Annotated in this window: 18 protein-coding genes; 13 read left to right on the top strand and 5 right to left on the bottom strand. The window is 56.3% G+C overall.

Features of this window, described 5'->3' with window-relative positions; genetic code table 11:
• Positions 1-90 precede the first annotated feature (90 nt).
• The 5 genes from DFP90_RS13515 to DFP90_RS13535 all read right to left on the bottom strand — a co-directional run bounded on the left by DFP90_RS13515 (position 91) and on the right by DFP90_RS13535 (position 4,961).
• Positions 91-1,425 (bottom strand): TRAP transporter large permease, encoded by a 1,335-nt coding sequence (locus DFP90_RS13515; RefSeq protein WP_245957073.1) that lies wholly within the window; start codon positions 1,423-1,425, stop codon positions 91-93.
• On the bottom strand, positions 1,388-1,984 hold the full coding sequence (locus tag DFP90_RS13520) for a TRAP transporter small permease subunit (protein ID WP_181905347.1): 597 nt from the start codon (positions 1,982-1,984) through the stop codon (positions 1,388-1,390). The genes DFP90_RS13515 and DFP90_RS13520 overlap by 38 nt, the downstream gene beginning before the upstream one ends.
• A 52-nt stretch (positions 1,985-2,036) precedes the next feature.
• Complete coding sequence (locus DFP90_RS13525) at positions 2,037-3,113, bottom strand: TRAP transporter substrate-binding protein (RefSeq protein WP_115937031.1); 1,077 nt, start codon at positions 3,111-3,113, stop codon at positions 2,037-2,039.
• Between the two features lie 33 nt (positions 3,114-3,146).
• Complete coding sequence (locus DFP90_RS13530) at positions 3,147-3,911, bottom strand: putative hydro-lyase (RefSeq protein WP_245957074.1); 765 nt, start codon at positions 3,909-3,911, stop codon at positions 3,147-3,149.
• Positions 3,912-4,082: 171 nt separating this feature from the next.
• On the bottom strand, positions 4,083-4,961 hold the full coding sequence (locus tag DFP90_RS13535) for a LysR family transcriptional regulator (RefSeq protein ID WP_115937032.1): 879 nt from the start codon (positions 4,959-4,961) through the stop codon (positions 4,083-4,085).
• A gap of 306 nt (positions 4,962-5,267) precedes the next feature.
• Between DFP90_RS13535 and DFP90_RS13540 the strand changes: the two genes are divergently transcribed.
• The 13 genes from DFP90_RS13540 to ftsH all read left to right on the top strand — a co-directional run bounded on the left by DFP90_RS13540 (position 5,268) and on the right by ftsH (position 17,781).
• Positions 5,268-6,020 carry a YebC/PmpR family DNA-binding transcriptional regulator gene (locus DFP90_RS13540; RefSeq protein WP_115937033.1) on the top strand — a complete coding sequence of 251 codons (753 nt, stop codon included), beginning with the start codon at positions 5,268-5,270 and terminating at the stop codon, positions 6,018-6,020.
• A gap of 18 nt (positions 6,021-6,038) precedes the next feature.
• Entirely contained in the window at positions 6,039-6,560 is a 522-nt protein-coding gene (ruvC, locus tag DFP90_RS13545; protein ID WP_115937034.1) for a crossover junction endodeoxyribonuclease RuvC, read from the top strand.
• A gap of 3 nt (positions 6,561-6,563) precedes the next feature.
• On the top strand, positions 6,564-7,187 hold the full coding sequence (gene ruvA, locus DFP90_RS13550) for a Holliday junction branch migration protein RuvA (protein WP_115937035.1): 624 nt from the start codon (positions 6,564-6,566) through the stop codon (positions 7,185-7,187).
• A 29-nt stretch (positions 7,188-7,216) separates the two neighbouring features.
• The gene (gene ruvB, locus DFP90_RS13555) at positions 7,217-8,251 is read left to right on the top strand and encodes a Holliday junction branch migration DNA helicase RuvB (protein WP_115937217.1); all 1,035 of its coding nucleotides are present in this window, start codon (positions 7,217-7,219) and stop codon (positions 8,249-8,251) included.
• A complete protein-coding gene (gene ybgC / locus DFP90_RS13560) occupies positions 8,244-8,675 on the top strand; it encodes a tol-pal system-associated acyl-CoA thioesterase (RefSeq protein ID WP_115937036.1) in 432 nt (143 codons plus the stop codon). Before ruvB ends, ybgC begins: the two co-directional genes overlap by 8 nt.
• A 27-nt stretch (positions 8,676-8,702) precedes the next feature.
• Positions 8,703-9,428, top strand: a complete 726-nt coding sequence (gene tolQ, locus DFP90_RS13565; RefSeq protein WP_115937037.1) for a protein TolQ — start codon at positions 8,703-8,705, stop codon at positions 9,426-9,428.
• A gap of 3 nt (positions 9,429-9,431) precedes the next feature.
• Complete coding sequence (gene tolR / locus DFP90_RS13570; RefSeq protein WP_115937038.1) at positions 9,432-9,875, top strand: protein TolR; 444 nt, start codon at positions 9,432-9,434, stop codon at positions 9,873-9,875.
• 21 nt (positions 9,876-9,896) lie between these two features.
• The gene (locus DFP90_RS22900) at positions 9,897-10,835 is read left to right on the top strand and encodes an energy transducer TonB family protein (RefSeq protein ID WP_181905348.1); all 939 of its coding nucleotides are present in this window, start codon (positions 9,897-9,899) and stop codon (positions 10,833-10,835) included.
• Between the two features lie 195 nt (positions 10,836-11,030).
• Positions 11,031-12,362 carry a Tol-Pal system beta propeller repeat protein TolB gene (gene tolB, locus DFP90_RS13585; protein WP_115937218.1) on the top strand — a complete coding sequence of 444 codons (1,332 nt, stop codon included), beginning with the start codon at positions 11,031-11,033 and terminating at the stop codon, positions 12,360-12,362.
• 220 nt (positions 12,363-12,582) lie between these two features.
• Positions 12,583-13,113 carry a peptidoglycan-associated lipoprotein Pal gene (gene pal, locus DFP90_RS13590; RefSeq protein WP_115937040.1) on the top strand — a complete coding sequence of 177 codons (531 nt, stop codon included), beginning with the start codon at positions 12,583-12,585 and terminating at the stop codon, positions 13,111-13,113.
• Between the two features lie 146 nt (positions 13,114-13,259).
• The gene (locus tag DFP90_RS13595; protein ID WP_181905349.1) at positions 13,260-14,414 is read left to right on the top strand and encodes a YbgF trimerization domain-containing protein; all 1,155 of its coding nucleotides are present in this window, start codon (positions 13,260-13,262) and stop codon (positions 14,412-14,414) included.
• Between the two features lie 28 nt (positions 14,415-14,442).
• Positions 14,443-15,792, top strand: a complete 1,350-nt coding sequence (tilS, locus tag DFP90_RS13600; protein ID WP_115937042.1) for a tRNA lysidine(34) synthetase TilS — start codon at positions 14,443-14,445, stop codon at positions 15,790-15,792.
• Between the two features lie 78 nt (positions 15,793-15,870).
• A complete protein-coding gene (ftsH, locus tag DFP90_RS13605; RefSeq protein ID WP_115937043.1) occupies positions 15,871-17,781 on the top strand; it encodes an ATP-dependent zinc metalloprotease FtsH in 1,911 nt (636 codons plus the stop codon).
• The last annotated feature ends 22 nt before the right edge of the window (positions 17,782-17,803 follow it).

Consider the following 17,803-nt stretch of genomic DNA (forward strand, 5'->3'; position numbering starts at 1 on the left):
AGAAAGAGACCCGCCAAAATGGCGGGTCTTTTAGTTTAGAGGTGTATTTTGAGGGAAAGTACCTCTTTAGGGGGCAGCCTGTTGGCGATCTTAATAGAATTGCTGAGGCAGCCATGTGGCCATGCCGGGCCAGGCCAGCAGCAGGGCAATCATCACAAACATGGTGGCGATGAAGGGCAGGGTGCCGATAATCACATCCGTGATTGCGCCTCGTCCGCGTACGCCTTGAACCACGTATAGATTGACCCCGATTGGTGGCGTGATCAGCGCTGTTTCCAGCAACAGCATCAACAAAACCCCGAACCAGACCGGGTCATAGCCCAGCGAGATGATGATCGGGGCGATGATCGGCACGGTGGCAATCATCATGGAAAGGGTCTCCATGAAACAACCGATGATGAGATAGAAAGCCACGATGACCAGTAAAGTGGTGAAGGGGGTGAGACCCATGGAGGCAATGAAGTCGGTCAGCTGTTGGGTCAGGCCAATGGCGCTGAGGATGAAATTCAGGAAATAGGCCATGAGGATGATTAGCATGACCATAGCGGTGGTGCGCATGGTGCCCAACAGTGTTTCGCGCAGGATCTGCCAATTGAGGCGACGGTGATAGGCGGCCAGGCCCAAGGCAGCCATCACGCCAAGGGCCGCTGCCTCAGTGGGGGTTGCAAACCCTGCATAGATCGAGCCTACAACAATCAGGAAAATTCCAAGGGGCGGCACCAGATGTTTCAGGGCCCTCAGTCTATCCATGAAACCGGATTGACCTGTACGTCCACCCCATTTGGGGAATAGGAAACAACTGATAGCGACGGTGGCCATGAACAGGCCAGCCAATGCCAGCCCGGGAAAAATCCCGGCAAGATAGAGCTGGGGTACTGAAGTTTCTGTCAGGACGCCATAGATGATCAGATTGATTGAGGGGGGGATCAGGATGCCCAAAGTACCTCCGGCAGCCAGGGTGCCCAGAAATAACCGCTCATTATAGCCATTGCGCTGGCCTTCCGGGATCGCAACTGTGCCGACCGTGGCAGCGGTGGCCACGCTGGAACCGGAAGTAGCGGCGAAAAGGGCTGAGGCTGCAATATTGGAATGCATCAGCCCGCCCGGCATGCGGCCCAACCATAGTTCAATGGAGGAATACATGCGGGTGGAGATGCCACTGCGCAACAGCAGCTCACCCAGCAGGATGAACATGGGAATGGCGGCCAGGATAAAATCTGTGCCAACCGACCAGAAGATTTCCCCCGCGGCCCGATAAAGAGGGAATGGGGCATAGACCTGATCCAGGGTGAGGCCCAGAATTCCAAGCGCGGCAGCGACAGGAATGCTCAGCGCGACCAGGGATAAAAGGATGATGAGGGTTACGAATAACATCTGTGCTCCCCCCTCACTGTCCGGCTGCGGGGCGGCCCGCCGTTTCGTCACGGATTTCATCCTCGACGGTCCGGGCGGCCAGTAGGCTATGCAGCTGTGTTGTTTGACCGGTAATCAGCAAGGTCGCGGCGCGGCCTATCCGGCTCAGCAGCAACAGACAGGACAGGACATAACCGACCACCCAGAGGGCCTGGGGAATGATCAGCGGTGTCTGCAAAGGCGTGTTGGCGCGGGAACCGAAGCTGGCGGTGGTATTCATCACTTTGATGGCAAAGATTGTGGCAAAGACCAGCACGGCCCCCATTGCCAACAGGGCCAACAGATCCACCATGCCTCGAAATCGTAAGGGCAGCATCATATAGAGACTGTCGATCCGGATATTGGCCCGGCAGGCGAGGGCATAGGCGAAAGACCAACTGGTCGCGATGCCCAAGGCATAGCCGGTCAGCTCATCCGCACCGCCGATGGAATGATTGAACAGTTTGCGCAGCAGGATTTCCGCGGAAACCATGAAACAGCAGACCAGCATTAACAGGCCACCGGCCAGCGCCGCATGTTCAGCCAACCGCTCGGTCCATTTTTCGAATGTCAGGAAAATATTTTTCATCATACAAGCTCCGCAGCCGGCCCGGGGGAGAAGGCCGGGCCGGCCGCCACCGGGCTTATCCGGCATTAATGTCCAAGACCTTGCCCACGGTGTTGTTCCACTGACCGGTGCAATCGGCACCACAGCGCTCCGCCCAGACCGGCAGGACCGTTTCCTTGAGGATAGTGCTGAGCAGCTTCCGGTCCGCATCGGAAATGGGGACGAATGTCATGCCTGCCGCATCGCCATATTGGCATTCGCCTGCACCGGTATTGCAGTTGATACCTTGGATGGTTTCTTCCGCTGCCGACGTCCAGATCCGGTTTTCCAGATCTTCAATCCGGGTTTGCAGGAAGGACTGCACCTTGGCATCCAGACTGTTCCAGACATCAATATTGACCGCATGGATCACCTGGGACCAGCCCACCGGCAATTCATAGAGATGGGTGGAAACCTCATGCCATTTGGCGGAATAGCCGGACAAAGTACCGGTAATGGCGCAATCCAACAGGTTATTCTGCAGGCCGATTACCACCTCGCTGAAGGCCATGGTGACACCGGTGCCCCCCAGGGCCTCAACAAACTCGGCCAGGGTCCGGTTGGCGGTGCGCACCTTCTTGCCCTTAAGGTCTGCGAGGCTGTTGACCGGGCTGTTACAGAACAGGACCTGGGCGGAATAGGGCCAAATTCCCAAAAGCTTAATGCCGTAACGTTCTTCGTAGCGTTTCGCCAGAACGGGACGGAAAGCGTCTGTGACGGAGCGCGCGGTTTCAATGGTCGGGCTGAGGCCTGCCAGATCGATGGCCTCATTGATCGGGTCGTCTGCCGCCAGATAGCCTAATACGGTTGAGCCGAAATGCAGGGCACCACTATTGATCAGGCGTACTACTTCTGCGCCTTTGAGACCCATATCGTTGAAGCCCTTGACGTTGGCGGTGATTGCGCCGCCTGATTGCGCCGGAATTTCTTCTGCCCAGAAGGGTTGTTCAAAATTCTTGAATTGGCTGAGATGGCTCCAGGTGCCCACCACCTGCAATTTGGTTTCGGGATATTCTTCGGCTTGTGCTTTCTGGGTCAGTATGGCCCCGGCTGAGGCGCTTAATGTGACGGCAAGCGTTACTGTCCAAAGCCTGATTCGATTTCCCAGTTTCATAATAGCCTCCTGTATGAGCTTATCTTTATGTCGTTAAGAAAGTGACAAAGTCTGATTGGTGATCTCAGTAACAAGCATGCATCCCGGTTTATGGGTGATGCAGATGGGCGGCTTTGCCGCCAACATGGCCATCTGAGGCGTGACTCCGCAGGCCCAGAAAACCGGAATTTCACTGTCATTGATATTCACAGCATCGCCGAAATCCGGTTTTTGTAGGTCTTTGATGCCGATATGTTTCGGGTCGCCAATATGGATGGGAGCGCCATGTACTTTGGGATAGCGGCTGGAAATCTCGATGGCATGAATGGCATTGCGTGGTGAAAATGGCCGCATGGTCACCACATGGGGGCCACCAAAGGGACCGGCCTCACGGGTCGGGATATTGCTGATGAACATAGGCACATTGCAGCCTTGGTTCAGATGTCGCACCGGCAGGCCTGCCATGACCAATGCTTCTTCAAAGGAGAAAGAGCAGCCAATGGCAAAAGCCACAAAATCATCCTGCCACAGATCCCGGATATCCAGCTGTTCCCGCGCCAACTGGCCATCCCGATAAATATAATAGGCGGGGGCATCGGTCCGGACATCAACGGCGGTCTCAACACCCAGATCGGACAGCAATGGCTGACCGGGTTCACTAACCGCCAGCAAAGGACAGGGTTTCGGATTAATTTGGCAAAAACGCAGGAAATCATGAGCCCAGTCAGCGGGCAGAATAACCAGGTTTGCCTGTACATAGCCTGGGGCCTGTCCTGCGGTGGGGATCACATAGTCATTTGCCCGGATCTGTTCCTGCAACTGAGGGAAATCCATCCCTGCAATCGGATCTGAAATTGATGGCTGTGTTGGGTGATATAGGCCGGTCACAATGGCTTCCTTCGAACTGAAATCTGATGAATTCAAAGGATTGCATTGCTGAATAATTAAATCCAATTGTATGTTTTTATCAAAAAAGATAAAAAATATTTATCAATTATTGGCGATCTCTACCGCCATGTCCGCCAGCAAATCCAGGATTGGCACCATGCCGGATGACGGATAGGTCACTGTGAATTCCAAAGCGGGGAAGTCATAATCCACCTCAATGATTCTAAGCTCTCCACTGGAAATCGGTTTCTCTATAACCTCACGCGGTAAAACAGAAATGCCGGCACCATGGGTGGCCAGATGGATGATCGTGGCCAGGGAGCTGGAGCAATCAATCCGGACCGAAGGCAGGCTCGCTTCCCGGAAGGCATCACGCAGCGCGATATAGGGCATGGTTTTGCGCGGATAGGACAACATGGGGTAGCCGGCCAATTCGGAAAGCGAAAGTGGCTTGTCCGGAAGATTCATCTCAGGGCTGGCGACCCAGACAAGCGGATAGCTGCACAGATCGCGGTTGCGCATAGAGGGTTCAGAGACCGGCCCCATTAGGAAGGCGATATCAATCTCCTGATTGGCTAGGCTGTTGCGCAGGCCAAGGGTGGTATCTACCTCCAGTTCAATGGTGATTTTTGGATAGGTCTGTCGAACCTTGTCCAGGAAGGTCGGCCCCCAGGTATGGATCAGGGTTTCCGAACTGCCCAACCGGATCAGGCCGCTGTAACTGCTGCGGTCGGCGATCGCCAGTTCCATTTCCGCATTCATCTTCAGGATACATTCCGCATAGGAAAGTAACTCCAGCCCCTTAGGTTTCAAGGAAACCTGCCTTTTCGATCGGTCAAATAGCTCCACACCCAGATTCTCCTCCAATGCCGCGATCCGTGCGGAGATGGCTGGCTGTGTGGTGTAGAGGCGCTCGGCAGCAGCGCGGAAGCTACCGGCCTTAACCACGGTGACAAAGGTTTCCAGATTTTTCAGTCGCATGTGGTGATTGGCCCTTGAAGAGGTATGGGAAACTATTCAGACCATCAGCATATATTGGCCGGATCATGAAATCGACATGGTCAAATTCTTGCCATATTGCCGCGATAACAAATGTCTGAATTGAATGGCGTCAAATGGCAAATTCAGGCTGTATCACCAGGCGAATCAGATTAAAAGGATCGACATTCCGGTTTTGACGAGTAAAACGCTTTCAGAGCGCCCCGTCGCAACAAGGCCAGGGACAGGCCGGTTTCGGGGCTAAACTGAAATTATTGAGTTACGTGAATTTATAAGAAGGTCGATCTCATGGCAGGCCATTCCAAGTTTAAGAACATCATGCACCGTAAGGGTGCGCAGGATAAAAAACGCGCGAGCCTCTTTGCTAAACTGGGCAAGGAAATCATGGTTGCCGCCAAAATGGGCGGTCCGGATGTGGAATCCAACGCAAGGCTGCGTCTGGCGGTGAATACCGCACGATCCAACTCCATGCCCAAAGACAATATCGAACGCGCGATTAAAAAGGGTGCCGGCGGTGGCGAAGCCGACCTGCTGGAGGAAATCCGTTACGAGGGTTACGGTCCGGGCGGCATTGCGGTTATCGTTGATGTGCTGACCGACAACCGTAACCGGTCGGCGGCGGATATCCGTGCGATTTTCTCCAAGGCGGGCGGTTCCATGGGCGAGACCGGATCGGTTGCTTTCATGTTCGACCGTGTGGGCGAGATCGTCTACCCGGCCGAAGCGGGCGAAGCGGAAGCAATTTTTGAAGCGGCTCTGGAAGCGGGCGCTGAGGATGTGGCCAGTTCTGATGAGGGGCATGAAATTATCTGTTCTGCGGATGACCTGCATGCGGTTGCAGCCGTTCTGGAAGGGGCTCTGGGTGAGGCGAAATCCTGCAAACTGGCCTGGAAGCCGCAGAATACGGTGCCGGTGGAAGATGAAGGCAAGGCTGAAGGCCTGCTGAAATTCCTTGATGCGCTGGATGACAATGATGACGTCCAGAATGTCACCGCTAACTTTGACATCGCCGATGAGGTGATGGAGAAACTCGCCGGTTGATCCGGCGGGGATTTGCCTATGAGGTTGATTGGCTTTGATCCAGGTTTGCGCCACACAGGTTGGGGGGTTGTCGATACCGACGGAAACCGCCTTTCATTCGTGGCCTGCGGGACGGTGAGCCCGCCCACAAATCTGGATCTGGCCGATCGGCTGAAATGCCTGCATGACGGGTTGATGCAGGTCTTGGAAGCACACCGCCCTGATGAAGCGGCGGTGGAGGAAACCTTCCTGAACAAGAATCCGGGCACCACGTTGAAGCTGGGCCATGCCCGCGGTGTAGTTCTGGTCTCACCCGCCATTTACGGTATTCCGGTGGCTGAATATTCGGCCAAATCGGTCAAACAAGCGGTGGTGGGAACCGGCTCTGCCACCAAAGATCAGATCGGCATGATGGTGCGCACGCTTTTGCCCGGTTGCAACCCGCCGTCAGAAGACGCGGCGGATGCACTGGCGGTGGCGATTTGTCACGGCCATCAGGCGGCGGTTAATCGCCGTTGGAACCCGGCCAGCACGGCCGCTATCAATGCAAAAGGGGTGTAACGCGTGATCGCCAGACTCAAAGGATTGGTGGACGGTATCGGCGACGATTGGGCCATCATTGACGTGAACGGGGTTGGCTATCTGGTATTTTGTTCCAGGCGGTCGCTTGGTCGCCTGCCGGGGCAGGGCGAGGCCGTGCGCCTTGAGATCGAGACCCATGTTCGCGAAGATCATATTCATCTTTTTGGCTTTGCCGATATTGCGGAGCGTGACTGGTTCCGGCTGTTGACCACGGTGCAGGGCGTTGGCGCGAAGGTCTGTCTGGCGATCCTCTCGGTGCTGGAACCGGATCAATTGATCCAGGCGATTGCATCCGGAGACAAAACGCCGATCACCAGGGCCAACGGGGTCGGGCCGAAGCTGGCGCAGCGCATTGTGACGGAATTGAAGGATAAGGTTGGCGGTTTCTCGCTTGGCGGTGCTGCGATCGCTTCCGAAACCCAGAATGCGGGCAAGGCGGCCCCGCGTGCTGACAGTGCGACCGATGACGCGGTGTCCGCCCTGGTCAATCTCGGTTATGGCCGGTCCGATGCTTTTTCTGCAGTGGCCCGTGTCGCGGGTCGCGAGGATGCACCTTCTGACGTGGCGGGGCTGATCCGCGCTGGCTTGCAGGAGCTGAGCCAGTGACCGATTTTCCAGACACCGCCCCAGACCGCATTGTCGATACCATCGGCCGTCCCGAGGATAATGCCGATAGCGGCATCCGTCCGGTGTCGCTGGACGATTTCACCGGTCAGAAGGATGTCCGGGAAAACCTGTCGATTTTTATCCAGGCTGCCCGCAAGCGCGGCGATGCGATGGATCATACCCTGTTTTACGGTCCGCCGGGCCTGGGCAAGACAACCTTGGCCCAGATTGTCGCGCGTGAGCTGGGTGTCAGTTTTCGTGCGACCTCCGGCCCGGTGATTGCCAAAGCGGGGGACCTGGCAGCATTGCTGACGAATTTGCAGCCGCGCGATGTTCTCTTCATTGATGAGATCCACCGGCTTAATCCGGCTGTGGAGGAAATTCTCTATCCCGCTATGGAAGATTTTCAGTTGGACCTGATCATTGGCGAAGGGCCGGCCGCGCGCTCGGTGCGGATCGATCTGCCGCCCTTTACCCTGGTGGGCGCAACCACCAGGGCGGGCCTGATCACCACCCCGCTGCGGGAACGGTTCGGCATTCCGCTCCATATGAATTTCTATACTGAAGATGAGCTGACTTTCATCGTCAGCCGCGGTGCCGGCATTCTGGGTCTTGAGATGTCCGAGGATGGCGCGCGCGAAGTGGCCAGGCGATCCCGCGGCACGCCGCGTGTTGCCAACCGCCTGCTGCGCCGGGTCCGGGATTTCGCCATTGTGGGTGATGCGGAAATGGTTGATGCCAAACTGGCCGATGCTGCCTTGTTGCGCCTGGATGTGGATGCCAGGGGCCTGGATAAGATGGACCGCAAATATCTGAACTGTATGGCGGAACATTATGGTGGCGGGCCGGTTGGGGTTGAAACCCTGGCGGCGGCGCTGGCCAATGAGCGCGACGTGCTGGAAGAAGTGGTCGAACCCTTCCTGATTCAGCAGGGCATGGTGCACCGGACGCCCAGGGGCCGCATGCTGACCCCGCAGGGCTGGAATTATATCGGCCTGCAGCCGCCGGCGGAAATCGCCGCCCAGATGGATCTCTTGAGCAAGGCGGAGAAGCTGGATGACTGATCACCGCCCGCCGCATGTGCTGCCCGTCCGGGTCTATTTCGAAGATACCGATGCCGGTGGCGTGGTTTATCACGCCAACTACCTGAATTATGCGGAGCGTGCGCGGACCGAAATGATGCGTCTGGGCTCTTACGATCATGCCCGCATGGTGCGCGAGCTTAATCATGTTTTTGTGGTGCGGCGCTGTGACATGGATTTCCGGGCCCCCGCAGTGCTGGATGATCTGATCCAGGTGGAAACGATGATGACCGGACTCAAAGGGGCCAGTATGGCATTGCGCCAGGATATTACCCGGGACGGCCAGTTGCTGGTAGGCATCAATATTACACTGGCCTGTGTGAATATGGAAACCATGCGGCCCGCCAGATTTCCGGCGGAGGTCATGGCGGCATTGAAGGAATTCGAGGGCGCTGAGGCGGCCTGAACATTGGACGAGGGTTAGAAAAAGACCATGGAATCAACTGTTGTGGATTTGGACGCGGCCCAGGGCATGATGGATGCGGCAGAATTGTCGATCTGGCATCTCTTTGTTCAGGCAGACTGGGTGGTCAAGACGGTGATGTTCATCCTGATCGGCGCGTCGATCTGGTGCTGGGCGATCATTTTTGAAAAAGTCACCCGTGTCCGGAAGATGCAGCGGATGGCGGCCAAGTTTGAAGATGCTTTTTGGTCCGGGGGCGCACTGGACGATCTTTATGACCGGGTCGGGCAATATCCAGCCGATCCCATGTCATCGGTTTTTGCCGCTGCCATGCGTGAATGGCGTCGTGCCGCCTCGCGCGGGCTTGGCAATAAGCATGGTGCCAACCTACAAGAACGGATCGAGCGGGTGATGCATGTGACGGTCAGCCGCGAGATGGAAAAGATGGAGAAATATCTCTCTTTCCTGGCGTCCGTTGGCTCTTCCGCGCCTTTCATCGGATTGCTTGGCACGGTGTGGGGGATCATGAATTCCTTCACCAGCATCGCGGCCAGTAAACAGACCAGCCTGGCCGTTGTGGCGCCCGGCATTGCCGAAGCATTGTTTGCGACCGCGCTGGGCCTGCTGGCGGCGATCCCGGCGACCATCGCCTATAACAAAATCTCCACCGATCTTGGGCGTTATGCCGGCCGATTGGAAGCCTTTGCCAACGAATTCAGTGCCATTATCTCCCGTCAGCTCGACGAGGAGGATTGATCCATGGCCGGGCAATTGATGGGACGAAACGGCAATGGCGGCAGCGGTTCGCGCCGCTATCGCGCCATGTCGGAAATCAACGTGACGCCGTTTGTTGATGTCATGCTGGTGCTGTTGATTGTCTTCATGGTGACAGCACCTTTGATGACGGTCGGCGTGCCGCTGGACCTGCCCAAGACCAAGGCCGCACAGCTGACAGACACGGATGAGCCGCTGGTTCTGTCCATTGATAAGGACGGTCGGATCTATCTTCAGGAGACCGAAATCGGTCTGGAACAACTGGTGCCCCGTTTGCAAGCTATCACCGGCAATAATCCTGAAATCCGCATTTTTGTGCGCGGTGACAAAGAATTGCCATATGGAGAGATTATGCAGGTGATGGGGCTGATGACATCGGCAGGGTTCAAGAAGGTGGCCCTGCTGGCAAAACTGCCAGGCCAGAAGTAACCGGACGGTCAGGGACCAGCTATGCGTATCACGCTTGTCATATCCGCGCTTTTGCATATTGCGCTGCTGTTGGTGGCCTATTTTGGCCTGCCGCAGTTTTTTGAGCCGCTGGATGTGGAGCCGCCCGCCTATGAGATGCAGTTGGTGGCGGAAATAGATGAAGATCCCGAAACGGCGGTTAAAGATGAGCCGGACCCGGAGCCGCCCAAGGTGGAAACGCCGCCGCCGCCAAAACCGAAGCCGACCCCGCCGGCACCAAAACCGGAACCGCAGCCCGAGCCTAAGCCGGAGCCAAAGGTAGAGCGCACGCCCGAGCCGGAGGCGGAGGTGATCCCGGAAAAAACGAAGCCAAAACCGGAAAAGAAAGAGGTGGAAAAGCCCAAGCCGGAACCGAAAACGGTCACGAAACCGACGCCTGTGGTTAAGGCGCCGCGCCCGAAGAAAAAACCAAAGGAACCGCCGCGCAAGGATGAGGCCGAAAGCCTGCTGAAGGATTATGCGAAAAAGCGTGATGAAATCACACCGCAGGTCAAGCAGCCGGAAAAGAAACCGGAAAAGGAAGTCGACGCCTTTGCCGAGATGACGAAAAAGCTTGATTTGAAGAAACCGACCGCGACTGAACAGAAGAAATCCGCCTTCTTGTCGCCGGGTGCGAAGCTGTCCAATAACGAGATGGATGCGGTCAAGCGGCAGATTGCCGGCTGCTGGAGCATGCCGGCCGGGGCCGTCAATGCGGAGGATCTCCTGGTTCGGTTGCGGGTCTTGATGAACCCGGACATGACGGTGCGTTCGGTTGAGATCGATAATAGTTCTAATAACGGCAGCCCGTTTTGGCGCACCGCGGCCGAAAGTGCGCGCCGGGCCGTCTTTAAATGCAGTCCGCTGAAACTGCCACAGGGCAAATATGATGTCTGGCAGATCATCAATTTCACGTTCGATCCAAAAGAGATGCTTGGGTGATGCCGCGAGACAGCTCAAGCGTGCGACGACAAATTTGACATTTTCATGGCACGATTGCGTGTTGTCGCGAAGCCCGCTATGAAATTGAGAGACGTCTCTTTGTCCGGGGTAGACCTTGTCCCGGCAGGAACAAGAAATTTACAGGCTGCCTCTCCAGGGTGGGGCGGTGAAAACAGGAATGTGGTTTAGCTGATGATGACTGTAGTTGGAACGTTTCGTGGCATGCTTCGCCTGGCGATCTTTGCTCTTACCGCCCTGTCTCTGGCAGGGGCGGCACGGGCCGAGGTGAATATTGATATCACCAGGGGCAATGCCGAACCGCTGCCAATTGCGATCACGGATTTCTTTTCCGCCGATGTGGTGGCCGCCGATTATGGTGAAAAACTGGCGGCGGTGATTTCCAGTGATCTGGAAAGATCCGGCCTGTTCCGGCCGATCGACAAGTCGGCCTTCATCCAGACCATCGCTTCCTTGAAGGTAAAGCCGCGTTTTTCCGAATGGCGGGTGCTCAATGCCCAGGTCTTGGTAGCCGGGTCGACCACCATTCGGGATGATGGCCAGCTTCGCGTGGAGTTTTTTGTCTGGGATGTGTTTTCGGAAAAAAGCCTGATTCGTCAGGCCTTCACCACCCAGCCGCAAAATTGGCGTCGGGTTTCCCATATGATTGCCGATCTGATCTATCAGCGGCTGACCGGGGAAACTGGCTATTTCGATTCGCGCATTGTTTATGTTGCTGAAAGCGGCCCGAAGAAAAAGCGGGTCAAGCGTCTGGCCATCATGGATCAGGATGGTGCCAATCATGAATTCCTGACCGATGGCCGCACCCTGGTGCTGACCCCGCGTTTCTCGCCGAAACGTCATGAAATCACCTATATGAGCTATTTCAATGACAAGCCGCGGGTCTATATCTTCAATATCCAGACCGGCCGCCAGCAACTGCTGGGCACTTTCCCGGGCATGACCCTGGCGCCGCGTTTTTCACCGGACGGTGATTCGGTGATCATGAGCCACTCTGAAAAGGGCAATACCGATATCTATATCATGGATCTGCGGACCAAGACCCCGCGTCAGTTGACCAAGGGGCCGGATATCGAAATTTCCCCGTCCTTCGCTCCTGATGGCAAGCGGGTGGTCTACAGTTCCGACCGTGGCCGCCAGAATCAGCTTTACGTGATCAATGCCGATGGTACGGATGACCACCGGATCAGCCAGCGTGAGGGCAGCTATAATACACCTGTCTGGTCACCGCGCGGCGACTTGATCGCCTTTACCAAACAATTGGGCGGGCGCTTCTTTATCGGGGTGATGCGGCCGGATGGCTCCGGTGAGCGTATCTTGAGCGACAGCTTCCTGGATGAGGGTCCCACATGGTCCCCCAACGGGCGCGTTTTGATGTTCTTCCGCCAGGAACCGGGCGAAAAAGGCCGCACACGTCTATATTCAGTGGACCTGACCGGACACAACCTGCGTGAGATGGTGACGCCGGGTGATGCTTCGGACCCGGCATGGTCGCCGCTGAATCCCTGATCCAGGGTTCAGTTGTCCAGTATTCGAGTAAAAAAGTGTGAAAAATGAATGAAATAAAGGTTGAATAACTGTCATAACAGCTTGAATATTGACTCTGCACGTGTTTATTATTGTGCAGATGCACATTCGATAGGGGGCTTACCACCAAGAATGTGCGGAAGGGGTTTAACTAGTGCCGTCGTAAGCGGCGGCTTTTCGCTTAAGAATCAGGGGAAGCTCAATGCGCTTTAAGATTCTCAGTTTGCTTGCAGCGTTGGTTCTCGTCGCCGCTTGCTCTACCGATCCCGATAACACCAGCGGTGCTTCCGGCACTGGCGGCGGTGACACCACCAACGCAGGTGCGGAAAACAACAATGTTTCCGGCGGCGTTGCTGGTCCGGTTATGGGATCCGAGGAAGATTTCATTACTGTCGGCGACCGTGTGTTCTTCGGTTTCGACAAATCCAACCTGAACAGTGACGCTCAGAGCACGCTTGCCAAACAGGCTGCCTGGCTGATCAAATATCCGCAGGTTACGATCCAGGTCGAAGGTCACTGCGATGAACGCGGTACCCGTGAATACAACCTGGCTTTGGGTGAGCGTCGTGCGAATTCCGTACGCGAATACCTGATCAGCCTGGGTGTTTCCGAAAACCGGATCACCACCATTTCCTACGGTAAAGAGCGTCCGGCCGTTGAAGGTTCCAACGACGAAGCCTGGGCTCAGAACCGTCGCGGTGTGACCCGCATTGTCAGCGGTGCCGCCAGCTAAGGCGACCTGCGACAGGTGACGAAAGATGTGAGGCAGGTTGCGAAAGCAACCTGCCTTATTCTTGTCGTAAAGGCGGACTAGGATGAAAATGGCGATTCCAGCGTCCGAAATCGATTTTTTCAGGTAAAGCGGTAGTGAATATGATCATGCGGTTTTCTTTTCCTTTCAGTTCCGGCAATCACAGATCCCTGGTGGCGGTTCCTGCGGCATTGATACTGGCGGGACTGCTGGTTATTGGTTTGGAGCAACCGGCACAGGCGCAAAGCTCTGTCAATCAGCTGCAGCAGCAGGTGAATTCTTTGCGCCAGGAAATCGCGGATCTTCAAAAAGTTGTCTATAAAGGCGCGCCTCCGCCGGCCAATGCGGCTGAAGGATTGGTGGATGACCGCCAGGTCACCGCTCAGTTGCAGGCGCAGATCCAATTGCTGGAAGAACAGCGCCGGGATCTCAATGGCAAGATTGAGGATCTTGATATCAAGATGCGCCGGATCGAAACCCGCCTTGATAAGCTGGTATCCGATGTGGATTTCCGTCTGCGTGCGCTGGAGCAAGGTGGCACCGGACAAATGTCGAGTTCCATGGGCCAGGGTAGCAGCTTTCAGTCCTCCCAACAGTCAGCCTCTGCACAAGCCACGGACAGTGGCACAACGATCATCACTTCCCGGGGGGCTCAGGGGCCGGGCGGCACGACCGGCAACTTGGCCGCAGGCCAGCAGGGCTTTGGCCAGATTACTTCCGAGGATCTTGCGGCATTGGAACGTGGCGATTTGAAGCCGTCTGGCGAGCAGCCGGTGGTCCGGCAGCCGCAACAACCGCAAGTACCGGCTCCGGCACCTTCTGCTGCATCCACACCGGGGGCGGTTGCTTCTCTCGCGCCTCCGGCCCAGCAGTCTGGCGGAGCGGTGTTGCAGGGGGGCACACCCAAAGAACAATATGACTATGCCTATTCCTTCCTGCCGAAACATGATTTTGCTTCCGCAGAGATAGCCTTCCGCGCATTTTTGGATCAAAACGGCGAGCACGAGCTTGCCAGTAATGCCATGTACTGGCTGGGCGAAACCTATTACGCCCGCCAGCAGTTTGAAGATGCGGCTGCGGTTTTCAGCGATGCCTATCTCAGGGACCGGAAAGCCAGCAAGGCGACCCACAGTTTGTTGAAATTTGCCATGTCCCTGGAGCAGGTTGGCCAGAAAGATTCGTCCTGCGTGGCCTATCAGGAGCTGCTGCTTAAGCATGAGGATGCGGAGCCCCGGATTTTGGAACGTGCCCGTGCGGCGCGCAAAAACCTTGGCTGCCAATAATCTGCCGCTTTGAGGCAGGGGGTGTTAAGTGACGGATAGCTCTCCCCTGGATGACAACGCTTTTTCGCACATCATGGCGGATCCGGCTCTGGCCGGGTCCGCCTGTTCTTTGGCGGTTGCCTGTTCCGGTGGTCCGGACAGTATGGCGCTGGCATTTCTCTTGTCCCGCTGGTGCCGGGATAACGGACGGCGGCTGACTGCACTGGTGGTGGATCATCGGTTGCGGCAGGAATCGGCACGAGAGGCGGAAACGGTTGGCGCGAGATTGGCGGCACTAGGGGTCAGGGTGGCAATACTGGTACGAGAGGGGCCCAAACTCACGCGGGACCTGCAGAATCAGGCACGATTGGCCCGCTATGGACTGATGCTGTCCTGGTGCCGGGAACAGGGTGCGGGGGATTTGTTTCTGGGGCACCATCTGGATGACCAGGCAGAGACTTTCCTGCTCAGACTGGCGCGGGGCAGCGGGGTGGACGGTCTCTCCGCCATGTCACCGATTGAAATGCGCGGGGGCATCCGGCTGGTGCGGCCATTGCTGGATATTCCGAAAACGCGCCTAGTCGCCACCCTGGAACAGGCCGGTCAGGCTTTTGTGCAGGATCCGAGCAATCTGAGCGATCATTTCACGCGGAACCGGCTGCGCCGCCTGATGCCGACCCTGGCGGAAGAGGGAATGGATGCAAGGCGGCTTGCCGACACGGCGAAGCATCTTTCCCGGGCCAGGCAATCCCTTGAATTCTATACAAGCCAGCATCTGAACCGGTCCGGCAGGCTGTATCCCCACGGGTTTGTTCGGTTGGAGCGGGCAACCTTCCTGGAGGCGCCGGAGGAAATCCGTCTGCGATCCTTGTCGAAACTGGTATCCGCGCTGGGCGGTGCGGACTATCCGCCGCGTTTCGACCGGCTGCAACGGTTGATGAAACGATTGGAAGCCGATGCTGACGGAGCCGGCACTTTGTCCGGATGCCAACTGCTGGTACGCGGCGGGCGTATCTGGTTGGCCCGTGAACCCTCGGCCGTCTCGGGGCCTGTTCCATTGGAGGGGGTGGGTTCTTTTATCTGGGACCGTCGTTTCCGCATTATGCTCTCAGCCACAAAGAAATGGCCAAAAGAAACAGATTTTTTCATCGGTGCCCTGGGGATTGATGGGTGGCGGCAATGGCAAAATTCGGGCAGGGAGATCTCAGGATTTTCAATCCTGCCAGCATTTGTCCGCCGCGGAATTCCTGCCCTTTGGCGCGGTGATAAGCTGGTTTGTCCGCTCTCAACGCAAAAAAGTGATCACTGGCAAGACCATGGAATCGAAGAGATTCACTTAATCGCGGGAGAATTGTTTGGCAAAACAGCCTTTTCAAGCTTGAATATGCGCACTATGTAATGGTGGTTCAGGGATGTCTGCAAACCCTTCCCCGGTTTGCGGACAAGGATCTTGCGAAAACGGAAGGGTTGTAAGCAAGTGAATTTATTTAATCGGAATATTGCGCTGTGGGCTATCATTCTCCTGCTGATGGTCTTCCTCTATCAAGCGTTCCAGCAAAGCCCATCGCAGGGTTCCTCCCAAGCTGTTCCCTATTCAAGCTTCTTGGAAAGTGTTGAAAGCGGCCAGGTGAAAAATGTGACCATTCAGGGGCGCAGCATCACCGGTAACTATAATGGCGGAAACGAGTTCAGCACCTATGCGCCGGATGATGCCGGGTTGATCGAGAAACTGACCTCCCGTGGTGTCACGGTTGAGGCGAAACCGATCGAAACGGACAATAATTTCCTGCAAATTCTGCTGGGTTGGTTCCCGATGCTGCTGTTGATCGGGGTTTGGATTTTCTTCATGCGCCAGATGCAAGGCGGTGGCGGCAAGGCCATGGGCTTTGGCAAGTCCAAGGCAAAGCTGCTGAGCGAAAAGCTGGGCCGTGTGACATTTGAAGATGTGGCCGGTATCGAGGAAGCCAAACAGGAATTGCAGGAAGTTGTCGAGTTTTTGCGTGATCCGCAGAAATTCCAGCGCTTAGGTGGCAAGATCCCCAAAGGTGTTTTGCTGGTTGGCCCTCCGGGGACCGGTAAGACCCTCACCGCCCGTGCGGTGGCGGGGGAGGCCAATGTGCCTTTCTTCACCATTTCCGGTTCCGACTTTGTGGAGATGTTTGTGGGTGTCGGTGCTAGTCGTGTCCGCGATATGTTCGAACAGGGCAAGAAAAACGCACCCTGCATCATCTTCATCGATGAGATTGACGCGGTCGGCCGCCATCGTGGCGCAGGCCTAGGCGGCGGCAATGACGAGCGTGAGCAGACATTGAACCAGTTGCTGGTCGAAATGGATGGTTTCGAGGCCAATGAAGGTGTGATCCTGATTGCGGCCACAAACCGTCCGGACGTTCTGGACCCGGCATTGCTGCGTCCCGGCCGTTTTGACCGTCAGGTGACGGTACCGAACCCGGATATCCTGGGCCGGACCAAGATCCTGCAGGTGCATATGCGTAAAGTGCCTCTGGCCCCGGATGTGGACGCTAAGGTCATTGCTCGCGGCACCCCCGGTTTCTCCGGTGCGGATCTGGCCAACCTGGTGAATGAGGCGGCCCTTATGGCGGCACGCCGCAACCGCCGCGTTGTCTCCATGCAGGAGTTTGAGGATGCCAAGGACAAAGTGATGATGGGGGCCGAGCGCCGTTCCATGGTCATGACCGAGGATGAGAAGAAGCTGACTGCCTATCATGAAGCCGGCCATGCTGTGGTTATGCTGCATGCCAAGGGCCATGAGCCGTTGCATAAGGTAACAATCATTCCCCGCGGTCGTGCGTTGGGGGTCACTATGTGGCTGCCGGAGCGGGACAAGCTTTCCCAGTCAGAAACCGAATTGAAGGCCCAGCTGGCCAGCATGTTCGGTGGCCGGGTTGCGGAAGAAATGATTTTCGGCAAGGAAAACGTCACTACCGGTGCCTCCAACGACATCATGCAGGCAACCCGTATTGCACGGGCCATGGTGACCGAATATGGCTTTTCCGATAAATTGGGGCCGCTGCGTTATTCCGATAACGAGGAAGAGGTATTCCTGGGCCATTCTGTGACCCAGAAGAAGAATATCTCGGATGCGACCGCCAAGATGATTGATGAGGAAATCCGTGAACTGGTGGAATATGGCGAGCGTGCCGCCCGTGACATTCTGACCGATCACAAGGATGAGTTGGAAGCGATCGCACAGGGTTTGTTGGAATATGAGACCCTGGACCGTGCGGAAGTGGACGCCTTGATCCGTGGCGAGAAAATTCGCGAAGGATCGGACGAAGGCGGTGAAAAACCGTCCGGCGGATCCAAAACATCTGTGCCGACCACGGAAGGGCCGGTCAAGATGGGGCCTGAGCCGGATCCGGCGTGATAGCCAACCAATAGACAGTAAA

The sequence above is a fragment of the Aestuariispira insulae genome, from assembly GCF_003385955.1.
Lineage (GTDB): Bacteria > Pseudomonadota > Alphaproteobacteria > UBA8366 > Aestuariispiraceae > Aestuariispira > Aestuariispira insulae.